The following is a 21,552-nucleotide window of genomic DNA, read 5'->3' on the forward strand; positions in this document are numbered from 1 at the left end:
TTAGTCGGCCTTACGTTCTTTAAGCACTTGGCGTAAACCGTCACCTACTAAATTGGTAGACAGCACTGCTAAAAATAATAATACGCCTGGTAAGCCAACAGTCCAAGGGGCAAGGTAAATTAAACCTAGATTTTCAGCCAAAATAGCGCCCCATTCTGTGGTGGGGGGCTGGGCGCCCAATTTTAAAAAGCCAAGTGCCGAGATATCCAAAATCGCAGTAGAAAGCGCCATGGTAAAAATAACCACAATATGCTCGTAAATGTTCGGAAAAATACCACGAGCAAGAATATGCCAATTGGATGCGCCATCAAGCTTGAATGCAGTAATGTAATCTTTGTTAAGCTCTTCGACAATTAAGTTACGCACCGAGTGAATAAACTGAGGCAATAAAGCTAATATAATCGCCCAAACTGTATTCATTAGACCAGGACCAAGAATCGCAATAATAATGATGGCCAGTAATAATGATGGAATTGATAAGGTAATATCAAGCAAGTGATTTAAAAAGCTTGAGCGAATACCTTTGCTAATGCCTGCAAAGGTGCCCACTAACACACCTATCACTGTGGTGATCAAAGCTGCGACAACCGATAATCCAAAGGTGTAAGTTGCACCATTCATTAAGCGCGATAACACATCTCGGCCTAAATCGTCGGTGCCCAATAAAAAGCGTACGTCACCTGCATCATGCCACGATGGCGGTAATAGCAGTGCATCACTGTGTTGCTGGTTTACGCCATAAGGTGCAAGGAGTGGTGCAGTCACTGCCAATAACACTAAAGCAATAAACAACCATAAACCCACAAGGGCAGGGTGATTGGTTTTAAATTTCTTCCAAAATCGCGCTAACGGCGATTTATTCGACTCTTCAGAGAATAAATTAAACTTTGCCATGAGCTTGGTTCCGCGATAATGGGTCGAATAAGGTATAAGTGAGCTCAGCAATAATGGTAGCTAAAATAACGAACATAGAAACAGCGAGTAAGCCACCTTGAATGGCAGGATAGTCGCGCTGATAAATGCTATCGATAAGCCAACGACCAATTCCCGGCCATGAGAAAATAACCTCGGTGATCATCGCAAGAGTGATCAAGGTACTAAACTGTAAACCTATTTGTTTAATCACCGGTAGCAGCGCATTACGCAGAGCGTGGTGAATAATCAGCTGCGCACGGTTTAAGCCTTTTGCGCGCGCTGTTTTAATATAACTTTGATCGAGTACTTTCAGCATTGAATCACGGGTAAAGCGAACTAGTACTGTGGTCGGGTACATAGCAAGTACTATAGTAGGTAGTGTTAAATGATGGATTGCATCTAAAAATGCCATGCCATCATAGGGGAAATCAGCTAAAAAGATATCAATAAGTATAAAGCCGGTAACTGGTTCTATTTCGTAAAGAAGGCCCATGCGGCCTGACATAGGAAACCAGCCTAGTTGCAGTGAAAACACCATAATTAGTAACAATGCTAACCAAAAAACGGGCATTGAATAGCCAAAAAGTGTGCCGGAATTTATCAGTTTATCAGGCCAACGTTTGTAGTAGGCAGCGGCTAAAATACCACTTGGTACGCCAACTATGACGGATACAATGAGCGCATAAAGACTCAATTCGAGTGTTGCTGGAAATAAGTCTTTTATATGTTGAAATACACTCTCACCAGATGCAAAAGAAATTCCCCAATCCCCCTGAATAATGCGTTCTAAAAAGGCAAAGTATTGCACCACGTAGTTGTCGGTAAAGTGAAACTTTTCCTCTAACACACTGGTTTGCGAGAACGTACTATTAGTAATACCACTTAAGTTAGTTAGCGCATCACCCGGGAACAAAAAGCTCAATGAAAAGGTAAAAATACTCAGCGTCAGCATCATAAACATTAACAACGCTAGACGACGAAGAATATAATCAAGGATCATTATTCTTTCCTCGCGTTAGCTAGTGAAATGCCGCCGAATGGGCTTAAATTTATACCTTTTACGTCACTACTTGCTGCTTGAAAGCGCATACCATGGGCTATCGGCAAAATAGGCAGCTCTTGCACTATGATCCGCTGTGCCTGATTGTAGTATTGTTTTCGTTTTTCAAGATCTGTGGTGTCGAGGGCTTGGGTAAGTAATAAATCAAATTCAGGATGACACCAATTGGCAGGGTTTTTACCACTAAATGTTGCGGTGCAACTTAACAATGGGCTCATAAAATTATCAGGATCTGGCGTATCAGCAGCCCAACCAAGTAACACACTATCGTGTCTATGCTCACCAACGCGTTGTAAAAAGGTGTTCCACTCATACTCGACGATATTAACGTTTACACCAATCTTGCGTAAATCACTTTGCATAAGCTCAGCCATTTTACGGGCGTTTGGATTATAAATACGGCTTACCGGCATAGCCCAAATATTCATATCAAAGCCATTTTTGTAGCCAGCTTCTGCGAGTAAGGTTTTGGCAAGAGCTGGGTTAAATTCAGGCATGGCTTTTTGCGCTTCAAATGCCCACGAAGCCGGAGGCAGTAATGACTGTGCCTTAATTCCGTTACCGTAATACACCGCTTGCATGATTTTATCGACATCAATGGCGCTTGCGAGTGCTTGGCGTACACGTACATCATCAAAAGGCGGGCGCTCAGTATTAAAGGCCCAGTAACCAATATTTAAGTTTTGCTCTTTTTGAACTTTAATGTCTTCACGTTGCGATAAAATACTTAACTGCGCGCTGCTTGGGTGCGCAGTCACATCACACTCTTTAGTGAGCATTTTCGCAACGCGTGTGGTGCCGTTTGGCGTAATGTCATACACCAGTTGTTCAAGGGCTACAGGATGTTTCCAGTAGTCTGGGTTGCGGTAATAGCGAATTAAACGGTCGCGACGATATTCTTTATATACATAAGGGCCAGTACCCACTGGGTATTGGTCAAATAAGCTTTCTTGGTTTCGCTCTTTAAGCTGCATGGCGTATTCTTCGGATAACACCACGGCAAAGTCGGTTGCAAGGTTTGCTAAAAAGCTGCTTTCAGCATTATAAAGCTCAAACCGTACTTGGTAATCAGAAACACGCACAATGCGACGAATAAGCTGATCAATACCCACACTTTGAAAATAAGGGTAGCTGGCATCGCCAACAAAGTGATAAGGGTTATAAACGTCGAATAAGCGGCTGAAAGTAAAAATTACATCATCAGCATTAAAATCACGGCTTGGGGTAAAGTATTTTGTGGTGTGAAACTTAACCCCTTTACGCAGGGTAAAGGTAATTGCTTTGCCGTCTGGGCTAATTTTCCAATCAGTTGCCAGCTCTGCTTTAAACTCGGCAGACACCGGATCAATACTTAACAGGCGATCATAAAGCTGATTGGCGATAATATCGATAGTCGAACCTGTCGTTGTCACTTGTGGATTAAACGACACAGGGTTTGCTTCAGCGCAATAGACTAAGCCCTGGTTTTTTTGTTCTGTGGTTTTTTCTTCGTTATCTAGGCAGCCTACTAAGCACACCAAAGACAAAGCAAGTAACGGTTTAAACACCTGATTAGCCTCTAACTATTGCTGCTGATCTAATAAATTGTATTTTTTCAAATAGCCACGTAATTGATGATACGTTAATTCTAAGTGTTCTGCAGTTTTCTTTTGGTTAAATTGGCTATGTTCAAGCGCTTTTTTAATGACATCAATTTCAAAGTCGTTAGATAGCTGCTTTAAATTACAAGGAAATTGAATGTCGGGCTTATTGAGTGTCACAACGTCTTGATTTTGTGTCGTGGCGATAGGCGCAGCTTCGACGTTTGCAACAGGGGCACTGCTAACGGCAGCTTTAACGCGCTGTTTAGGTCTAAATTTACTCGCAAATGGATCTAAAATAATCTGGTGAACGGGAATATGTTCGTTACCATGACGATAGAGGCTACGTTCAACCACATTCTTTAACTCACGAATATTACCAGGCCACTCATAAGATTGTAGCGTTTCGATGGCGCTACGCGTAAAGCCACTAAATAGCTCCCACTCAAGGTCGCGGGCCATGTTAATTGCAAATTGTTCTGCCAGTAACATGATATCTTCTTGGCGTTCACGCAGTGGGGGTAGGGTAATCACATCAAAAGCGAGGCGGTCGAGTAAGTCGCTTCTAAATTCGCCTTGCTCAGCAAGGGTTGGTAAGTCTTCATTAGTCGCACAGACTAAACGGGTATCGACTTTAACGGTTTGCTTACCACCAACGCGTTCAAACTCGCCGTATTCAATAACGCGTAGTAGTTTTTCTTGTACCATCGCCGAGGTGTTGGCTAATTCATCAAGGAATAGTGTACCGCCATTGGCACGCTCAAAGCGGCCTTCGTGGCGTTTACTGGCACCGGTAAATGCCCCACTTTCATGACCAAATAATTCGCTTTCGAGCAGGTTTTCGTTAAGCGCTGCACAGTTAAGCTTTATATAGTTTTGATCCCAACGCTTAGATAAGAAGTGCAAACGGGCTGCAATAAGTTCTTTACCTGTACCGCGCTCACCAATAATAAGGACTGGCTTTTCTAAACTAGCTAGTTGAGAAACTTGATCAAGTACACTTAAAAAACTGTCAGATTGGCCGAGTAAATTATCCTGTTGGCGAAATTGGCTCATATTCCCTAACTCTTAGTCATTTTTACTAAGATCTAGTGTATTTCATTATCTTGGAGAACTAAAGAAATTTATAAATTTAGTTTAACTGTTTGAATATATTGGGTTATTCTAAGTTTATAAAAGTTGGCAAGCATATTGATACTAGATATACCAACTGATTAAGTTAAAACACCAAAGAGGTAAATGTTATGGGAATTTTTTCACGTTTTGCAGACATCGTTAATTCTAATATCAATGCCATCTTAGATAAAGCAGAAGACCCAGAAAAAATGGTTCGCCTGATCATCCAAGAGATGGAAGATACATTAGTAGAAGTTCGCTCTACATCAGCAAAAACACTTGCTGAGAAAAAAGAGCTAGTACGTCGCGTTGAAACTTTAAAAGTTCAAGTTGCAGACTGGCAAGAAAAAGCTGAATTAGCACTAAGCAAAGACCGTGATGATTTAGCACGTGCAGCACTGATTGAAAAGCAAAAGTCAGCAGATGCAGTCGCAGCGGTTGAAACTGAGCTTGAGCATGTAGAGTCTCACATCGAGAAACTACAGCAAGAAGTCAGCACGTTACAAGAGAAGCTAGCTGATGCAAAAGCGCGTCAAAAAGCAATCATCTTACGTCAACGCTCTGCTGAGTCGCGTCTTGAAGTTAAAAAAGCACTCGACAGCTCTAAAGTTGAAGACGCTTTAAACCGCTTCGAACGTTACGAAAGTAAGATCGATGGTCTAGAATCACAAATAGAGTCTTATGATCTTGGTAAAAAATCATTAGCTGACGAAATTGCTGGTCTTCAGCAAGACGAAAAGATTGATGATGAGCTAGCTGAGCTTAAGAAAAAACTAGCAGATAAAAAATAATAAATGGGGGCGAGTCCCCCAATGCTTAAACACATAACGGATTGACAGGAGAGTACCATGTTCGACGCAGAAGTTTTGATGGCACCGATTATTGTTTTTATGGTGGTTGTTGCCCCACTTTGGCTAATTTTACATTACCGTAGTAAAAAACAAGTGAGCCAAGGTTTAAGTGAACACGAGCACCGCCAATTATTAGAGCTTGCACAAAAAGCGGATAAAATGGCAGAGCGTGTTGAAACATTAGAAGCCTTATTAGATCAAGAGGCTCCGCAGTGGAGACGTAAAGTATGAGTACCAAACGCGAATTATTTAGAGACGCAGAGCGCGGTAAAATAGCTGGCGTGTGCGCAGGTATCAGCGATTACTTTAACATGGAGCTTTGGCTGGTACGCATTTTAGTGGTGACAGCAGTACTATTATCAGGCGGCCCGTTTATTGTTGTTGCTTATATTGCTGCTTGGTTTATTTTAGACAAAAAGCCGACTGAAAAAGCAGATAAAAGTGCAGATAGCATTCACCAAGACCCGCTTGAAGTAAAATTTAAAGTATGGCAAAAAGGGGAACCACCTCGCCGTGCATTGCAAGACTTAAAAGATCGTCTTGCTCGAGTTGATGGTCGTTTACAAGAGATGGAACGCTATGTCACATCAACAGAATTTACGGTTAGCCGTGAAATCAACAAACTTTAAAGGATATATACGCACCTTGTTTGCATCGTGATACCCAGCGCAAATAAGGTGCTAGACACTTTATGAGCCAATCATTTGCAAAGAACACCTTTAATTCGTTAAAAAATAAAGCGGAAAAAGCCCTTCACCGTAGTTTAGATCAACACGTGAAGTTAGCCGTTACAGGGTTAAGTGGCAGCGGTAAAACCGCTTTTATTACCGCCTTGGTTAAACATTTAACCAGCCAAGCTGACGATAAAAACTTACCTTTTTTTGATGTGATGCGCGAAAAACGTCATATCGCCACAAAAATTGTGCCGCAGCAAGCACTGACAATACCGACATTTGAATACACAAATGCATTATCAGCGTTATTACCTGTTGAAGGTGAGCCTGCATGGCCTGCCTCTACCGAACGTATAAATACGCTACGTTTAGCTATTAAGTACCAAAGTAATTCGGGGCTACGCGGTCACTTCGCACCGCAATCAACGCTCTATTTAGACATTATTGATTACCCAGGTGAATGGCTACTTGATTTGCCAATGCTAGAGCAATCATTTGCTGATTGGTGTGAGTCACAATACTCACTCTTGCAGCAAACAGCACGCAACGAAAAAGCGAAGCCATTTTTAACAGCCCTTGCTGAACTTGATCTATCAGCCAGTGTTGATGAGAGCAAACTTGCTGATGTTGCTGCGCTTTATCAGCAGTTATTAGTGGGCCTTAAAAAAGACACCAAGCTTGCCATGCTGCAACCTGGTCGCATGCTGATGCCAGGCGAGCTTAAAGGAGCGCCGCTACTGCAGTTTTTCCCGGTTGCTAATGTGCCTGACGACATAACCGAAGGGTCGAATTTAGCGCATCTTAAAAAGCGCTATAAAGCCTATGTAAAAGAGGTTGTAAAACCTTTTTACGAGCAGCATTTTCGTCATTTTGATCGTCAAATTGTGCTGGTGGATGTGCTCAGTGCCTTGAATGAAGGTAGCGAAACGCTGCATGAGCAAAGTCGTGTTATTAACCAATTGTTGGCACACTTTAATTATGGTGAAGCAAGCTTCTTTAAACGTTTGTTTAAACCAAACATCGACAAGCTACTGTTTGCGGCCAATAAGTCAGATCATATTAGTGCGCAATATCATAAAGATTTAGCGCTATTGCTTGATTCAATCGTGCATGACCAAACGAATCACTTAAAGTTCGAAGGTGTGCAAATCGAAACCATGGCAATGTCATCTATCTGCGCTACAGAGCCGCGCCAAGTGGCTGAAAAAGGCCAGCAGTTAGCCTGTATTTATGGCAAGCCTTTAGGCGAGCAAGAATGGCTGACGTATTTACCGCCGCAGCCGCCGTCACGCCTGCTCAACAAACAAGAGTGGCCAAAACAGGGCTTTGAGTTCTTATCGTTTTCGCCACTGCCATGCCCTGATAAACGGTTAAAGCATATTCGTTTAGATCATGTCATGCAGTATCTGATAGGAGATAAACTAACATGAGTGAGCAACCAAAGGAGATGAACTTTCAGGCGGGTCGCCGTATTTCAAGCTCTGCAAGTAATGAAGAGCCAGCGAAGGAGCTAACTGTTGCTAAAGTGATAGAAAACGCTGAATTTATCGACACTGAAGAAGATCAGCAAGATAGCATTGAGCTTGAGCCTGTGTATAAAAAGTCGAAATGGCAAACCCTAAAAGGAGTGTTTGTTGTTAGCTTTTTAGTTTTAGTGTTACTTGAGTTTGCAATGTCATTATTTGTGACGTTCCAGCAATCAATTATTTTAGGTTCGGTGTATTTAACGGCTGTTCTAAGTGGTGTGCTACTGATTGCCCGTGTTATTTGGCGCGAGTACCGCATGCTAAGAAGTTTAAAGCGTAATCAATTGCATCGTACCGAGGCTGACCGCTTACTCAATAGCGAGCAAGTAGGTGAAGCATTACCATGGCTAGAAAAGCTTAATAAACATCAAACGCTTACTGGGTTTGAAGAGTTTAAGCAGCAAATAGCAAGTCACCATACTGATAAAGAAATCATGACCTTATACGCCGATAGCTTATTGGTCAGCCAAGATCAGCAAGCGAAAAAACTGATTAACCGTTTTGCTACTGAGTCTGGTTTATTGGTTGCGCTAAGCCCTCTGGCTTTAGTTGATATGATGGCGGTGCTATGGCGTGGCACTAAGCTCATTGAACAAATTGGCCGTATTTACGGTATTGGTTTTGGTTATGCAAGCCGTATTAAATTGTATCGCTTATTAGTGAAACAAGTGCTTTTTGTTGGGAGTGCAGAGTTAGTCTCAGATTTAGCGGCAACGGCACTAAGCGCTGAATTACTGGGGAAATTGTCGGGCCGTGCAGCGCAAGGGCTAAGTGCCGGTATTTTTACTGCGCGTATAGGGTATAAAGCGATGGAGCTTAGTCGCCCGTTACCTCGCTTAGAGCATAAGCGTAGCTTGTTAAAAGAAACCGCCAATAGTATTGCCCGTAAAATAGCCTCACGTACGAGCGACAAAGAGACCGAAAATACAAAATGACAACTTTTGTGTACAGTTAATAAAAACAGCTGAGTGATATTTAGCCATCTGAGCATCCGGCATGCTTGTGCATCGTGGGTATCTACGTTTTATTTATGAGTATGAAGTACTGATAATAAAAACGAGAACACACAATGACTAAGCATCACTTACATACACAATGTATTCATGGTCCAGAAAAACCAAACGATCCTCACGGCGCACTGAGTGCGCCGCTTTACCAAACCTCTACCTTCGCATTTGCTAATGCAGCCCAAGGTGCAGCCCGATTTGCTGGTGAAGAGCAGGGCTTTATTTATACCCGTTTAGGTAATCCGACAACGCAAGAGCTAGAACAAAAAGTGGCTCAGTTAGAAAACTGTGAAGCAGCGGCTGCCACAGCGACCGGTATGGGTGCGGTGTCTGCGTCTGTGCTTAGCTTTTTACAACAAGGTGACCACCTAGTTGCATCAAGCGCGTTATACGGCTGTACTTTTGCATTTTTTGCTCACATGTTGCCGCGTTTTGGTATCGAAGTTACTTTTGTTGATATGACCAACGAGGCTGAACTTCGCGGCGCGGTTAAAGCCAATTCAAAAATGATTTTTGCTGAAACACCAATTAATCCGACCATGGCGGTGCTTGATCTAAGTTTAATTGCTGATGTTGCCAAGCAGCATCAACTGATAAGCGTTATCGACAATACCTTCTTAACGCCTCTGCTACAGCAACCTACCTCGTTTGGTATTGATATTGTGGTACACAGCGCAACTAAATACCTAAATGGCCATGGTGATGTGGTAGCAGGACTTGTGTGCGGCACAGAGGAGCATATCAACCTGATAAAAATGACGGTGCTAAAAGATATTGGTGCAACGATTAGCCCCCATGATGCATGGTTAATTAATCGCGGTTTAAAAACCCTTGCTGTACGCATGGATCGCCACTGTGCGAGTGCCCAAGTAGTTGCTGAATATTTAGAGCAGCATCCTTTAGTTAGCAAAGTTTATTACCCAGGGCTTAAATCACATCCGGGTCATCAATTTATTGGTTCACAAATGAAAGCCGCTGGTGGTGTTATTGCCTTTGAAATAAAAGGCAGCCTTGAAGATGGCGAAACATTTATAAATAACACTCAGCTTTGTACCCTTGCTGTGAGTTTAGGGGATGCTGAAACCCTCATTCAACATCCTGCATCGATGACACATTCGCCTTATACACCTGAAGAAAGAGCAGCTGCAGGGATCAGTGATGGCTTAATTCGATTATCAGTTGGTCTAGAAGATGTTAACGATATTATTAACGATCTTAAAACCGCATTTACATTCATTGGCTAGGTTGTAGTTTTAAGTTTACGGTTAAGCTTGCTTTTATCCCTTTAAAAATATGGTGTGTAAACTTTTAGATCTTTTGGTGTAATTTTAACTTTACGATAAGGCTGTTTCTGCAAACCTTAGAAACAGCCTTAACTATTAAAATTTCGCTTACTTTTACATAGTATCGGCTTTACAAGTTAATGAGATTCTGATCAATGCTGATCAAGATTTAACGAAGAAGGTTATTATGGCTAAAGCAAGTAATTACACCTCCAAGCAACCTGATGAAAATGGGGTTATCCATTGGAGCGAAGAAGAAAATAAAATATGGTCTGAGCTAGTTGCTCGCCAACTCGCTTGCATAGAAGGTAAAGCCTGTGATGAATATTTAGCAGGTCTTAAGAAAATTAATTTACCAACAGATCGTATTCCACAACTTAGTGAACTCAACGAAGTGTTACTCGAAACAACGGGCTGGCAAGTTGCCCCTGTTCCGGCACTGATCGATTTTGATGAGTTCTTTCGATTACTAGCAAACAAGCAGTTCCCAGTAGCGACTTTTATTCGCAGCCGTGAAGAGTTTGACTACTTACAAGAGCCAGATATCTTCCACGAGATTTTTGGTCATTGTGCGATGCTTACCAACCCAGCATTTGCTGAGTTTACACACAAATATGGTCAGTTAGGTTATGCCGCTGAAAAGAAAGATCGTGTTTATTTAGCACGCCTTTACTGGTTTACCGTTGAGTTTGGTTTAATGCAAACCGAACAAGGTTTGCGTATTTATGGTGGTGGTATTTTATCAAGCCCAGGCGAAACACAGTATGTGTATTCACATAAGCCAGAAATCAATGCGATGAATGTGCTTGATGTATTACGTACACCTTATCGTATTGATATTATGCAGCCTGTGTACTACACCATTAACTCAATCAATGACTTATTTGATATTTCACAAATGGATATCATGTCGCTGGTGAGTAAAGCAAAAGAATTAGGGCTACATGAGCCAAAGTTTCCTCCTAAAGAAAAATTAGCAAGTTAAGGATTTATAATGTCTTCATTAAGCACACAAAAGTGTGAAGCGTGTCGTGCGGATGCGCCTAAAGTATCTGATGCTGAATTAGCAGAATTGATCAAAATGATCCCAGATTGGGTTCCTGAAGTGCGCGACGGCATTATGCAATTAGAGCGTGTTTACAAGTTTAAAAACTTCAAACAAGCACTTGAGTTCACTAATAAAGTGGGCGATATGGCTGAAGAAGAAGGTCACCACCCTGGCTTGTTAACCGAGTGGGGCAAAGTAACCGTTACTTGGTGGAGCCACTCTATCAAAGGGTTACACAAAAATGATTTTATCTGTGCTGCTAAAACAGACGATGTATTCGCTGCACTGTAAATTTTAAGTTCTGCCCAGAACGATAAAAGGCGTAACCTCAGGTTGCGCCTTTTTGCTTTTTTAGAGTCCAAGAATTAACATTGAACTCTTATCTTTGCGAGAACACTAGAAAAGTAAATAATGAAAAACAAAGCGCTTATTCTGCTATTCCTACTCATTTTACTGCCCTTAATTGATAGCTTGTTTATCCCGCAAACATTTGGTATTCAATGGCATAGCCCTAAGCTGATGTATCAAGTAGGCGTAGTACTAATGATTGTAAAGCTCACTATGGTTGCCATTGGGCTTTGGTTATTACTCAAAGCAAAGCGCCTTTATATGGAAGCCAGTAAATCGACCCGTATTGTTAAATTTTCAGTATTTTTACTCGGCGGCTTACAAGTGGTGATAATGACAGCAATATGCTTTTGGTATTTAGTAGCGGGCACGCAAGCGAAACATTTTATGCTGCAAGACAACATTGCTGTATTTACCGCTGATTATGGCGTATTTGCTCCGGTACATCATGAGTTCTCATTTATATGCTTTGATGCCAAGGGTTTTTACCACATGCAACCCATAGCCCAGCTACCTTGGCTCGGAACCTTTACGTTTACTAGCCAAGATTCGCGTTTGATCATTCAACATAAAAACCAAAGTGGCGCGAATACTCAAGAAATTTCATTAAAAGGGTATGGCTGTTTGCAGTGAGAGGTGTTGGCTTTGTGAAAGGTGGTGCAATTATAAGTGGTTTTCAGGAAGCTGAGATTGGTTTAGTACGGCAACAATCATTATAAAACCATCTTCTTTAATAAAATAAGCAGTGTGTTTACCAATAGGAAAGTAAAAACTATTTGGATAAATGTCATTACAGCTACGCCCAATTTCTGGATTTTTTGTAACTTCTCTTTTGCATAATGTTTTATAAAGTATCCAAGAAGTCTTTACCATCAACTACATTACCTTGAGCTAAGTCTCTTGTTGCGTTTTCAAAGCAATGCTTAATATAGTCGACTTTCTTATTTTTTAATTCTTCAAAATCCTTTATAGACATAAACTCTACGGCGTCCTCGTTGTTTTTACTAATTTTAATAGGTTCACGCTGGGCGTTTAAAAGTCGCTCAGCAAAATTACGTTTTGCATCATTTGCTGTTAGTGTATTCATGGCTGACCTCTAAAATAAAGTGATAGGGGAATTCTATTAAAAAGCATTAAATGGTCGAAATAATTAAATCGCGCGATTAGTTTGGGTTCTGTAGTTTTACTTACAAGGCACTGATTATAAGGCACGTAACATATATAAAAGAATTATGAAATTTATATTAGATGACATAGTAATCGAGCATATTGAAAACTCTGATCCTATTTCAATAAAAGTAGGAAAGGTTGGCTGTAGCCATGGTTATATTGACTTAGAAGTAAATATGCTATCTATCTCTCAAGCAAATGAAGCACTTAAAACAGGTGAAAAGCCAAGAAACTTAAGATTTGGTTCAGCCCTTAAAGGATGTAAGTTTAAATTCAGTAAGCAAGAGACAAAATTTTACACAGGTTCATTGCTATAGTGGTGTTTGCCACTAAGCTTTCGCTGGGAACCTCTTTATTGCTATGAAATAAAAGAGGTTATTAGAATGATTCACTATTTTAAAGCATTATAAGGCGAGTATTTTAAACACGAATCGTAGCTGTTAACTTAGTTCTGCGTTAGTGTATCTAGTTAATCATTTCTAAATCATGATTGTGACATGATACATGGAGACAAATTGAATAGTTTAAGGATAGTAAAATACACTTTAGTCATGCTGGTTTTAGGTACCGTATTAAGTACTTTTATCACTCTAATAATTGGAAGTGATAACTTAGCTTCACTCTCATTCGGCAAATATTTTACATACCAGTTATTACCATCTTATTTATTGAATGCAGGTATCTATACCGTTCTGGCTAAGCGCAATGTTGTAAAAGCTTGGAATAATGCCCTAAGTGTATATTTACTGAGCTTTATAGTGGGAACAGTAATTGTATCGATACTATTACAAACGTTATTTATCCCACCTTTATGGTTTGTAGAAGTGCCTTTGAGTATAGCCTTTGCGATTGTTGGTACTGTCATCGGAATTAAATTAGGTACTCAGGATAGTAAGGAAGTCGAAGGGCCCTGATCTTGCTTTTTTGCTTCCTAGAAAGTCAAAAACAAGCGCAACTCTTAATAATCATTACTACCCTTTATCATAACTGCCAGCTCTTAAAATATTTAATAGCTGGCAGTCATCTCAAGCCTTGCAGTTATTGCTTTACCTGAACTTCGACTTCTTGCCCAGTTTGTAGTTGCTCGGCGCCGCGTACTGCCACTTTATCGCCCGCATTTAAAGCGATGTTTGAAGTCGGGGTGACTTCAACCAGTTTATCTTTGCCATTACCGACTTTTACGGGAATTTGCAGGGCTTTGTTGTCGTTGTCGATTTTGACGATATGGGTGCCTTTTTTGCGTAAAATCAGCGCATCGCGATTCACCAGTAGTACATCCCCTTTGCTTTTTAGTGGCACAGCTACATCAACCAGTTGGCCAATTGCCCATGTTTGCTCAGCATCATTTGGCAGTAGGGCACGTACTTCTACAGTTTGTGAACGCGGATCGGTTGATGGGATCACCGCTGTTACGGTGGCTGTTGTCATATCTGGGGCTGATAAGTCGCCGGCTTGAATCGGTAACTCTATGCCTTTGTGTAAAAACTTTAAGTATTTAACAGGCACGTACAAACGCACTTCTAAGTTATTAATATCGAGCAGGGTGACCAGTTCATCAGCACGATTTATTTCGCGACCAGCGCGTTTAAAACGCTCGCTGATCACGCCATCAAATGGGGCGCGCACGGTTGCACGCGAAAGTTGATCGTCTATCACTTTTAATTCAACCTTAGCCAGTGAGATATCAGATAACGCAAGGTCATGCTTATTTTGCATATCATCGACTTGGCTTGCTGCAGCACTGCTGGCTTTGGCGAGTTTTTGTAAACGAGCGAGCTCTTGTTGATATAAGCGTAGGTTTATTTTGGCGCGATTGAGCATTTCTTGTTGGCGTGCTTTTTCAAGTTCAAGCGGTAAGGTATCCATACGAACTAGGGTGTCGCCACTTTTAACCAGAGTGCCTGGCTCAACAACATATAATAAACGCCCGCTAACGCCTGCTGTTAAGGTTACATCATCTTTGCCATACAAAGTGCCGCTAACTTCAATTTCGCTTGTCAGCGGAGCTTGTGTTATGGTTTCTACAGTAACTGGCACGACTGCAAAGGCGTTAAATGCGATAAGACTGAATAGCGTACAAAAGCGAGCGGTTAATTTACGAAAAGGTGTGTTCATTGTTTTAATACTCATTGATTCGATACCAAGCTTAAAGGCGTTTTTTCTGGTTGCTGTTTGTTATTAACGGGCGGCAGCTGTCTGCCAAGTTGTAATAAACTTGGCATTAATATCAGGGTGAATAGGGCGCTAATGGCCATGCCGCCGACAATCACAGTGGCAAGGCCACGGTAAATTTCTGATCCTACCCCCGGCATTAGCATCAAAGGCAGCATGCCAAATAAGCTGGTTAAGGTACTTAAGTAAACGGGTCTTGCGCGCAGTAGCACAGCTTGGCGAACGGCGTCTTCTCGACTGAGCCCAGCGGCCATTGCGACACGGGTTTGGTCAACCAATAAAATGGCATTATTTACCACCAGACCCAGCAAGATAATAAAGCCAATCATGGTCAGTAAGTCGAGTGATTGGAAGGTAAATAAGTTAAGTACGAATAGGGCCAGGACACCGCCTGCAATTGCCAATGGCATGACCAGTAAAACTAACGCGCTGTCTTTGGCTGACTTAAACAATGCGGTCATTAGCAAGAATAAAATAAACAGAGCCAAGATAAAGTTGATTGTCATTTCTCGCATGGCCGAATTCATTTTTTGTGCGTTCCCCGCCAAAATCGCACCAGAGCTGTCAGGCAAGCTTGCACGAACTTTTGGCATAACTTGCTCAGAGAGAATAGTTTGCGCTTGTTGCAAGCTCATGTCTGCTGGTGGCGTGACAACAATACTCACGGTACGGCGGCCATTAACACGTCTAAGCTGTGTTGGCCCCACGGTGCGCTCAATATTGGCAAGCTCACCTAAGGTTTGAATACCTGATTGCGGGGTCACAATGGGCAGGGCTTTAAGCTCCTCTGGAGTTTGCCACGGTATACCGCGCAAAATCACGTTCATGCGTTCATTGCCATCAAAGTATTCATTAACAAATAACCCGCCTGTATAGGCTTGCACTGCTTGAGATACATCACGACGAGTCAGCCCAGCTTGGGTTATACGGCGGTCATTGGGTGTGAGCCTAAGCTCTGGCTCTGCCATATCGAGTCGTGGTTGTGGCCTTGCGGTGGCATTCGGCATTGCGTCGGTGACTGCTTGCAGCGCCACATTAGCACCGGCGATTAGCTCGTCCATATTAGGACCCGTTAAATCGATATTGATATTGCGACCATCACCGCCATTAGCAACTTGGATCATCGACCCTCGAAAGAAGAATACTTGGGTGTCGGGTAAATCAATGAAGATTTCTTCTCGGGCTACCTTCATTAATTCTTCAACACGTTGCGGATCAGCAGAATAAATAAAGCCACCAGCATTCGAACCAAAAGCATAAAAGTTAAAATCTTTTATCCCCGGCTCTTTTTCACCTGTGTAATAAGGCATTAAGCGCTTTTTGATGCGCATCAGCAGCTCTTCTTCCATAAACTGCACATTGCCGCCAGGCGGGGTATTCAAGTTAAAGAAAAAGCCATCGGTTGGTGCGCGTGGCATAAAATCAGTTTTCGGGAGCATGGTCATGGTCGCGACGAGTGAGCCACCCAATAATGACACTATCCACACTATTTGTTTAACGCGGGTATTGGTTAGCGCCATGATGAAGTTAGTTAGCTTATGCCAATATTTACTATAAGGATCCGCTTTGAGCTCTTTGTCTGGCCAAAAGTGGTTAGCTAACGGGATTAGTGTAATTGCGCAAATCATAGAGGCAATTACAGCAATAGATAAGGTGAGCGCCAAGTCAGAGAATAACTGCCCCTCAATACCTGCCATAAATAAAATTGGCAAGAAGATAGCAACGCTGGTGGTGGTTGAGGCAAATAAAGCGCCTGTTACTTGAGCTGCACCTTTTAGCGCGGCTTTTTTACTATCAAAGCCTTCGCTTCTGAGCCTTGCGATATTTTCTTGCACTATGATGGCGGCATCAAGTACTAAGCCAACAGCAAAGGCAAGGCCCGCCAATGAAATAACATTTAAGCTGCGGTCAAAAATATTTAACGTTAAAAACGCAACTAACAAAGAGACAGGAATTGTCGCTGCAATCACAAATGTGGCCTTTAAGCCTCTAAAGAACAGCCACAAGATTAAACACGACAGCAGAACACCTAGGCCTAAGTTACTTTTAACCAACGACAAAGCATTACGAATATGCACAGAGGCATCAAAACTTAATTCAATCGATAAGCCATTCTCAGCCAGCGGCCCTTCGTTTAGCTCTTTAATGGCAAGGTTAATTTCGTCGAGTAGGGCAACGGTATTGGCTTCGTTAGCGCGCGAAATACGAATGTAATACGCGGGTTTACCATTTCGGCCACTCATTCCTAAACGGTCAGAAAAAGTGCGTTCTACACTTGCGATATCGCCAAGGTAAATGGGTCTATCGCCTGAATAACCAACGCGCATTTGTGCCATGCTTGATAAATCATATTGCCCAGTAAAACGTACTGTATATTGACGTCGGCCAACATTGGCAAGGCCACCAGAGGTATCGCGTGAGCTGGCTAATACGTTACTGATTTGGTCAAGGCTGACGCCAAGTGCGGCAGCTTTGTGGGGGTCAAAGGTGATACGTAACTCTTTTGGTCGCTCACTGGCTAAGTCAACGCGGGCAACACCAGGAATACGTGCCAAACGGGGCTCAACAAATTCATCGATTTGTTTTTGGAACTGCGCCATGTCTAAATCAAGGCTGTCGCTATTAAAATCTTTTGGGGTGACCAGTAACGTTGCTGCGGCTTCCCCATTATTACCGCCAGCAAACACTACAGGATCAAATGCATCTAACGGCAGGGGCGGCGCTTGGTTAAGGCTTGTTAACACATCAAGCATGGCCTGTTGCATGTTTTGCCCAACAGCAAAAGTCAACGTGATCGAGCCATTGCCACGGTTAATGTAAGTATTAACCTCTAAGGCACCCGGGGTGTTCTTTACTGCGTTCTCGAGCGGCTCAATGATCACCGATTCAATCTCTTCAGGTGCAGCTTGGCGCCAGCCAGAGAAAATAGTGATCTGCGGTTGCTCAATATCTGGTGTGAGCTGAATTGGCAGCTTAAAAATACTCAACATGCCAAACAACATAATCAACACCAAGATGACAATAACACTCGCAGGGTTTTTCAGCGAACTACGTGTCAGATTCATTGTGTGTGTTCCAAAATCAGTTTGTGTGCATTGTAGTGCGATGTAAAAAAAGTGCCAGTGAGGTAAATGAAATGTGTTTCAGAAGTAACGCTGAATAGCCGTAATTAAGCGATAAAGTGTGTATTTGAAATAAGATGTAACAATTTAGCTGAGGCGCTTTAAGTTAAAAGCCTTAAGTCCTAAGTTTTAAGCTCTAAGTACAAAAAAGCGCGAAACTAGTTAGCATCGCGCTTCTTATATCTAAAATTTAAAGCTGACGGCTTAAAGCTCCGCTTTATTATTCATCAATCGAGCGAAGTAGGGCATTAATACCTACTTTTTCGCGAGTTTGCTGATCCACTTTTTTCACGATGATGGCAGCATATAGGCTGTGCGAACCATCTTTTGACGGTAAGGAACCAGGAACAACAACCGCACCGGCTGGTACTCGGCCGTAATGGATTTCGCCAGTTTCACGGTCATAGATACGTGTGCTTTGGCTGATATAAACGCCCATCGAGATAACGGCGCCTTCTTCAACTACCACGCCTTCAACAATTTCAGAACGTGCGCCAATGAAGCAGTTGTCTTCAATAATAGTTGGGTTAGCTTGTAGTGGCTCAAGTACACCACCAATGCCTACACCGCCAGATAAGTGAACGTTTTTACCAATTTGTGCACATGAGCCAACCGTTGCCCATGTATCAACCATGGTACCTTCATCAACGTAGGCGCCAATGTTGACATAAGATGGCATAAGCACCACGTTTTTACCTACGAAGCTGCCTTTACGTGCCACAGCATTAGGCACAACACGCATGCCGCCTTGTTGGAATTGCTCTGGTGTATAGTCGCTAAATTTAAGTGGTACTTTGTCGTAAAACTGATTAACACCATCGCTCATTGGTTGGTTATCACGAATACGGAAAGACAGTAGCACCGCTTTTTTTAACCATTGATGTACAACCCACTCACCACTGATTTTTTCAGCAACACGTGCAGCGCCGCTATCAAGTAATTCAAGCGCGTCGATAATAGCTTGTTTTACTTCACTTGATACCGTGCTTGGGCTGATGCTATCGCGGTTGTCCCAGGCGTTTTCGATCATGGTTTTTAAATCTGACATAAGATCCTCTTATTCGGTTTCTGCGTTGAGTTTTTTACGCAATGCTTGATGAATTTTAGCCTGTTCTTCGTCTGTTAATGCTTGGTATTCGTTATTTGATACCACGAAGAAATCTTCTGCACGTTCACCAACTGTGGTGATCCGTGCGGCATGAATATGTAATAAGTGCGCTTGAAATACTTCCGCAATTTTTGTTAATAGACCCGGAATATCCACCGCTTGAATTTCAATTAAGCTGCGGTCTTTACGGGCATGCGGTCTAAGCACAATTTTTGGTTTGATATTAAAGTCTTTGAAGCGCTGAGAGCGATTCTTTTTAAGGCGAATTTTCTTTTTCGGGTCGCTAATTGCAAGATCTAAAGCACGTTTAATGCCTTGCGAACGGTTACTCGCAATCGGGTCACCATTGACCTCTAAAATAACAAAGCTAAATAGCACGTAGCCATCTTTTGTGGTCAGTACCTGCGCATGTTGAATTTGCGCTTTTTTCGAACCAATCACACTCACTAAACGTGAGAATAAACTGCCCGAGTAAGGGCTATAAGCAAAAACTTGTGTACCACCATGCATTGCGGTGTTAGACACGGCAACGCTAGGCTGGCTTAAATCGTCACAGCTTAGTAGGTGCTCTGTGTGCCACGAAATCTGTTGCTCACTAAAAGCGGTAAAGTAATTGGCTTTAAAGCGACTCCAAATTAAGTCGATTTGATCTTCGTTACAACCGTGGTTCAGTAAGCGCTGTTTGGCTTGCTGTTTTTTATCACGTATTTGGTCACGTTGGTCCATTGGGTTTTCAAGCCCTAAACGAAGCGCTCGCTGGGTGTGTAAATATAGCTCACGTAGTAGGGTATTTTTCCAATCGTTCCACAGGTTATCGTTAGTTGCGCGAATATCGGCCAAGGTTAAGCAGTACAAGTAGTCAAGCTGACGCTCGTTTTTCACTTTACTTGCAAAGTCTTTAATCACATCTGGGTCATTAATATCTTTGCGCTGTGCTGTAACCGACATAAGTAAGTGATTAGCCACTAACCACGAAATAAGCTTGCCATCTGAGGCTGGGAAGCGGTGTAGTTTAGCAAACGCGATTGCATCAACTGAGCCAAGCTCAGAGTGATCGCCACCACGGCCTTTAGCAATATCATGGAAAATACCGGCTAAATAAAGTAACTCAGGCTTGTCCATACGAGTGACAATTTCACTACATAACGGAAATTCGCTGACTTTTGATTTATCAAAATACTTATAAATATTGTTGATGAGTTTATGGGTATGTTCATCCACGGTGTAGGCATGGAATAAATCGAATTGCATTTGCCCAAAGATATTACGCCACTGTGGTAAGTAGGCAGCGATAATACCGTGCTTGTGCATCAGCGTAAATGCGCGCCCCATACCGTTAGGGTGTTTGATTAAACGCAAAAATGCTTCGCGACAGGCGGCGTAATCTTGTAAATCACCCAATAAACGACGGCGAACTTGGCGCATTGTACGTATAGTACTTGGGTAAATATGGGTGATTTCTGGGTTATCAGCAATATGCTCGAACAATACAAATAGCTGATCACGGCGGAAGAACACAGACGGATTCTTAACACGAATTTGATGACCAATACGCTCAAAGTTACGGTCAAGCTCAATCACAGGTAACTCACCAGCACCCGGTAAAATGCTTTGCTCAAAGTATGAAAGCAGCATTTGGTTAAGCTCACGTACGCGGCTCATGATCCTAAATAAACGCTTCATCATGCGCTCGACCGAGGCTTTACCATCACTACCAAAGCCGAGGATTTCAGCGGCGTTAGGCTGATGATCGAACAATAAGCGGTTTTCAGAGCGACCCGCAGCGATGTGTAGCGCAAAACGAATGTTCCATAGGTTTTCTAAACACTCAGACAGCTCTTGGTATTCTTCGTGAGTAAGATAGCCGTGATTTATAAGTTCTTGTAATGTCTCGGCTCTAAAGTGCTTTTTAGCAACCCAAATAATGGTCTGTAAGTCGCGCAGGCCACCCGGGTTCTCTTTGATATTCGGCTCAAGGTTATAAGCTGTACCATGGCATTTTTTATGGCGTAAACTTTGTTCTTGTACTTTTGCCAAAAAGAATTCGTCTGAGCGCCAAATCGGCGTATCAATTAAATGATTTTTTAATTTTTCGAATTCGATATGGTTACCGAAAATTAATCGGCTTTCGAGTAAGCTGGTGGCAAATGTCACATCTTCACGTTTTTGTTCTAATGCTTGTTCTATAGTGCGAACGCTGTGACCAATTTCTAAATTTAGATCCCAAAGCATGGTAACGAACTGGCCAATTTTCTCGCACACGGCTTCACTTGGCTGCTCGCTTACCAGCAACATAAAGTCGATATCGGAATAGGGGTGCAGTTCGCCACGACCATAACCACCCACAGCAATCAGGGCTAAGTCACTTTCATGAGCAAGGTCGTAATCGTGAAACAGTTTAATTAATAAGCGGTCGATAAACTCAGCGCGGGCATTAATTAAGTTGCTAACGGGTTGTTTTGAGAATTCGTTCTGTAGCCATTTATAAAAATAACTAGAACAGTCGCGATAATCGCTAAGTTGCTCAGCTTGGCTGAGCAACTTTTTTACTTTATTGGGTAATGCCACTGGG

At 42.3% G+C, this 21,552-nt stretch carries 20 protein-coding genes; 11 read left to right on the forward strand and 9 right to left on the reverse strand.

The window, feature by feature from the left end; all coding sequences use genetic code 11:
* The 4 genes from L1266_RS15750 to pspF are packed head-to-tail and all read right to left on the reverse strand — an operon-like array spanning window position 1 to window position 4,611.
* The gene (locus tag L1266_RS15750) at window positions 1-894 is read right to left on the reverse strand and encodes an ABC transporter permease subunit (RefSeq protein ID WP_235377877.1); all 894 of its coding nucleotides are present in this window, start codon (window positions 892-894) and stop codon (window positions 1-3) included.
* A complete protein-coding gene (locus tag L1266_RS15755; RefSeq protein WP_235377878.1) occupies window positions 881-1,915 on the reverse strand; it encodes an ABC transporter permease in 1,035 nt (344 codons plus the stop codon). The genes L1266_RS15750 and L1266_RS15755 overlap by 14 nt, the downstream gene beginning before the upstream one ends.
* Window positions 1,915-3,522, reverse strand: a complete 1,608-nt coding sequence (locus L1266_RS15760) for an ABC transporter substrate-binding protein (RefSeq protein WP_235377879.1) — start codon at window positions 3,520-3,522, stop codon at window positions 1,915-1,917. The genes L1266_RS15755 and L1266_RS15760 overlap by 1 nt, the downstream gene beginning before the upstream one ends.
* Before the next feature lie 15 nt (window positions 3,523-3,537).
* Window positions 3,538-4,611: a phage shock protein operon transcriptional activator gene (pspF, locus tag L1266_RS15765; RefSeq protein ID WP_054562065.1), complete on the reverse strand. Its 1,074-nt coding sequence runs from the start codon at window positions 4,609-4,611 to the stop codon at window positions 3,538-3,540.
* Between the two features lie 188 nt (window positions 4,612-4,799).
* Here pspF and pspA point away from each other — a divergent pair, with 188 nt between their 5' ends.
* From pspA to L1266_RS15810, 9 genes are all read left to right on the forward strand, one after another.
* On the forward strand, window positions 4,800-5,462 hold the full coding sequence (gene pspA / locus L1266_RS15770) for a phage shock protein PspA (RefSeq protein WP_175082837.1): 663 nt from the start codon (window positions 4,800-4,802) through the stop codon (window positions 5,460-5,462).
* A 57-nt stretch (window positions 5,463-5,519) separates the two neighbouring features.
* Complete coding sequence (pspB, locus tag L1266_RS15775) at window positions 5,520-5,753, forward strand: envelope stress response membrane protein PspB (RefSeq protein WP_036969793.1); 234 nt, start codon at window positions 5,520-5,522, stop codon at window positions 5,751-5,753.
* The gene (gene pspC, locus L1266_RS15780; protein ID WP_063706824.1) at window positions 5,750-6,151 is read left to right on the forward strand and encodes an envelope stress response membrane protein PspC; all 402 of its coding nucleotides are present in this window, start codon (window positions 5,750-5,752) and stop codon (window positions 6,149-6,151) included. Before pspB ends, pspC begins: the two co-directional genes overlap by 4 nt.
* A gap of 62 nt (window positions 6,152-6,213) precedes the next feature.
* Complete coding sequence (locus L1266_RS15785; RefSeq protein ID WP_105175203.1) at window positions 6,214-7,626, forward strand: YcjX family protein; 1,413 nt, start codon at window positions 6,214-6,216, stop codon at window positions 7,624-7,626.
* A complete protein-coding gene (locus L1266_RS15790; RefSeq protein WP_235377880.1) occupies window positions 7,623-8,657 on the forward strand; it encodes a TIGR01620 family protein in 1,035 nt (344 codons plus the stop codon). The genes L1266_RS15785 and L1266_RS15790 overlap by 4 nt, the downstream gene beginning before the upstream one ends.
* A gap of 134 nt (window positions 8,658-8,791) precedes the next feature.
* A complete protein-coding gene (gene megL, locus L1266_RS15795; RefSeq protein WP_235377881.1) occupies window positions 8,792-9,973 on the forward strand; it encodes a methionine gamma-lyase in 1,182 nt (393 codons plus the stop codon).
* Between the two features lie 226 nt (window positions 9,974-10,199).
* Complete coding sequence (gene phhA, locus L1266_RS15800) at window positions 10,200-10,997, forward strand: phenylalanine 4-monooxygenase (protein WP_235377882.1); 798 nt, start codon at window positions 10,200-10,202, stop codon at window positions 10,995-10,997.
* 9 nt (window positions 10,998-11,006) lie between these two features.
* Window positions 11,007-11,351 (forward strand): 4a-hydroxytetrahydrobiopterin dehydratase, encoded by a 345-nt coding sequence (locus tag L1266_RS15805; RefSeq protein WP_036969771.1) that lies wholly within the window; start codon window positions 11,007-11,009, stop codon window positions 11,349-11,351.
* A 120-nt stretch (window positions 11,352-11,471) separates the two neighbouring features.
* Window positions 11,472-12,041 (forward strand): hypothetical protein, encoded by a 570-nt coding sequence (locus L1266_RS15810; protein WP_235377883.1) that lies wholly within the window; start codon window positions 11,472-11,474, stop codon window positions 12,039-12,041.
* Between the two features lie 211 nt (window positions 12,042-12,252).
* On the opposite strand, the gene L1266_RS15820 is transcribed toward L1266_RS15810, so the two are convergent.
* Window positions 12,253-12,495, reverse strand: coding sequence for a type II toxin-antitoxin system prevent-host-death family antitoxin (locus tag L1266_RS15820; protein WP_054553130.1), 243 nt, complete (start codon window positions 12,493-12,495; stop codon window positions 12,253-12,255).
* 145 nt (window positions 12,496-12,640) lie between these two features.
* Between L1266_RS15820 and L1266_RS15825 the strand changes: the two genes are divergently transcribed.
* Together L1266_RS15825 and L1266_RS15830 are read left to right on the forward strand one after the other, a co-directional pair.
* Complete coding sequence (locus L1266_RS15825) at window positions 12,641-12,895, forward strand: hypothetical protein (RefSeq protein ID WP_054553129.1); 255 nt, start codon at window positions 12,641-12,643, stop codon at window positions 12,893-12,895.
* A gap of 198 nt (window positions 12,896-13,093) precedes the next feature.
* Window positions 13,094-13,492 (forward strand): hypothetical protein, encoded by a 399-nt coding sequence (locus L1266_RS15830; protein ID WP_152967142.1) that lies wholly within the window; start codon window positions 13,094-13,096, stop codon window positions 13,490-13,492.
* A gap of 124 nt (window positions 13,493-13,616) precedes the next feature.
* Here L1266_RS15830 and L1266_RS15835 read toward each other — a convergent pair whose 3' ends face one another.
* The 4 genes from L1266_RS15835 to glnD all read right to left on the reverse strand — a co-directional run bounded on the left by L1266_RS15835 (window position 13,617) and on the right by glnD (window position 21,548).
* The gene (locus L1266_RS15835; RefSeq protein ID WP_442960606.1) at window positions 13,617-14,708 is read right to left on the reverse strand and encodes an efflux RND transporter periplasmic adaptor subunit; all 1,092 of its coding nucleotides are present in this window, start codon (window positions 14,706-14,708) and stop codon (window positions 13,617-13,619) included.
* Window positions 14,705-17,815, reverse strand: coding sequence for an efflux RND transporter permease subunit (locus L1266_RS15840; protein WP_235377884.1), 3,111 nt, complete (start codon window positions 17,813-17,815; stop codon window positions 14,705-14,707). The genes L1266_RS15835 and L1266_RS15840 overlap by 4 nt, the downstream gene beginning before the upstream one ends.
* A gap of 277 nt (window positions 17,816-18,092) precedes the next feature.
* Complete coding sequence (dapD, locus tag L1266_RS15845; protein ID WP_054553126.1) at window positions 18,093-18,920, reverse strand: 2,3,4,5-tetrahydropyridine-2,6-dicarboxylate N-succinyltransferase; 828 nt, start codon at window positions 18,918-18,920, stop codon at window positions 18,093-18,095.
* A 9-nt stretch (window positions 18,921-18,929) separates the two neighbouring features.
* Complete coding sequence (gene glnD / locus L1266_RS15850) at window positions 18,930-21,548, reverse strand: [protein-PII] uridylyltransferase (protein WP_054553125.1); 2,619 nt, start codon at window positions 21,546-21,548, stop codon at window positions 18,930-18,932.
* Window positions 21,549-21,552: the final 4 nt, after the last annotated feature.

It is taken from the genome of Pseudoalteromonas sp. Cn5-37 (assembly GCF_021532495.1).
Lineage (GTDB): Bacteria > Pseudomonadota > Gammaproteobacteria > Enterobacterales > Alteromonadaceae > Pseudoalteromonas > Pseudoalteromonas simplex.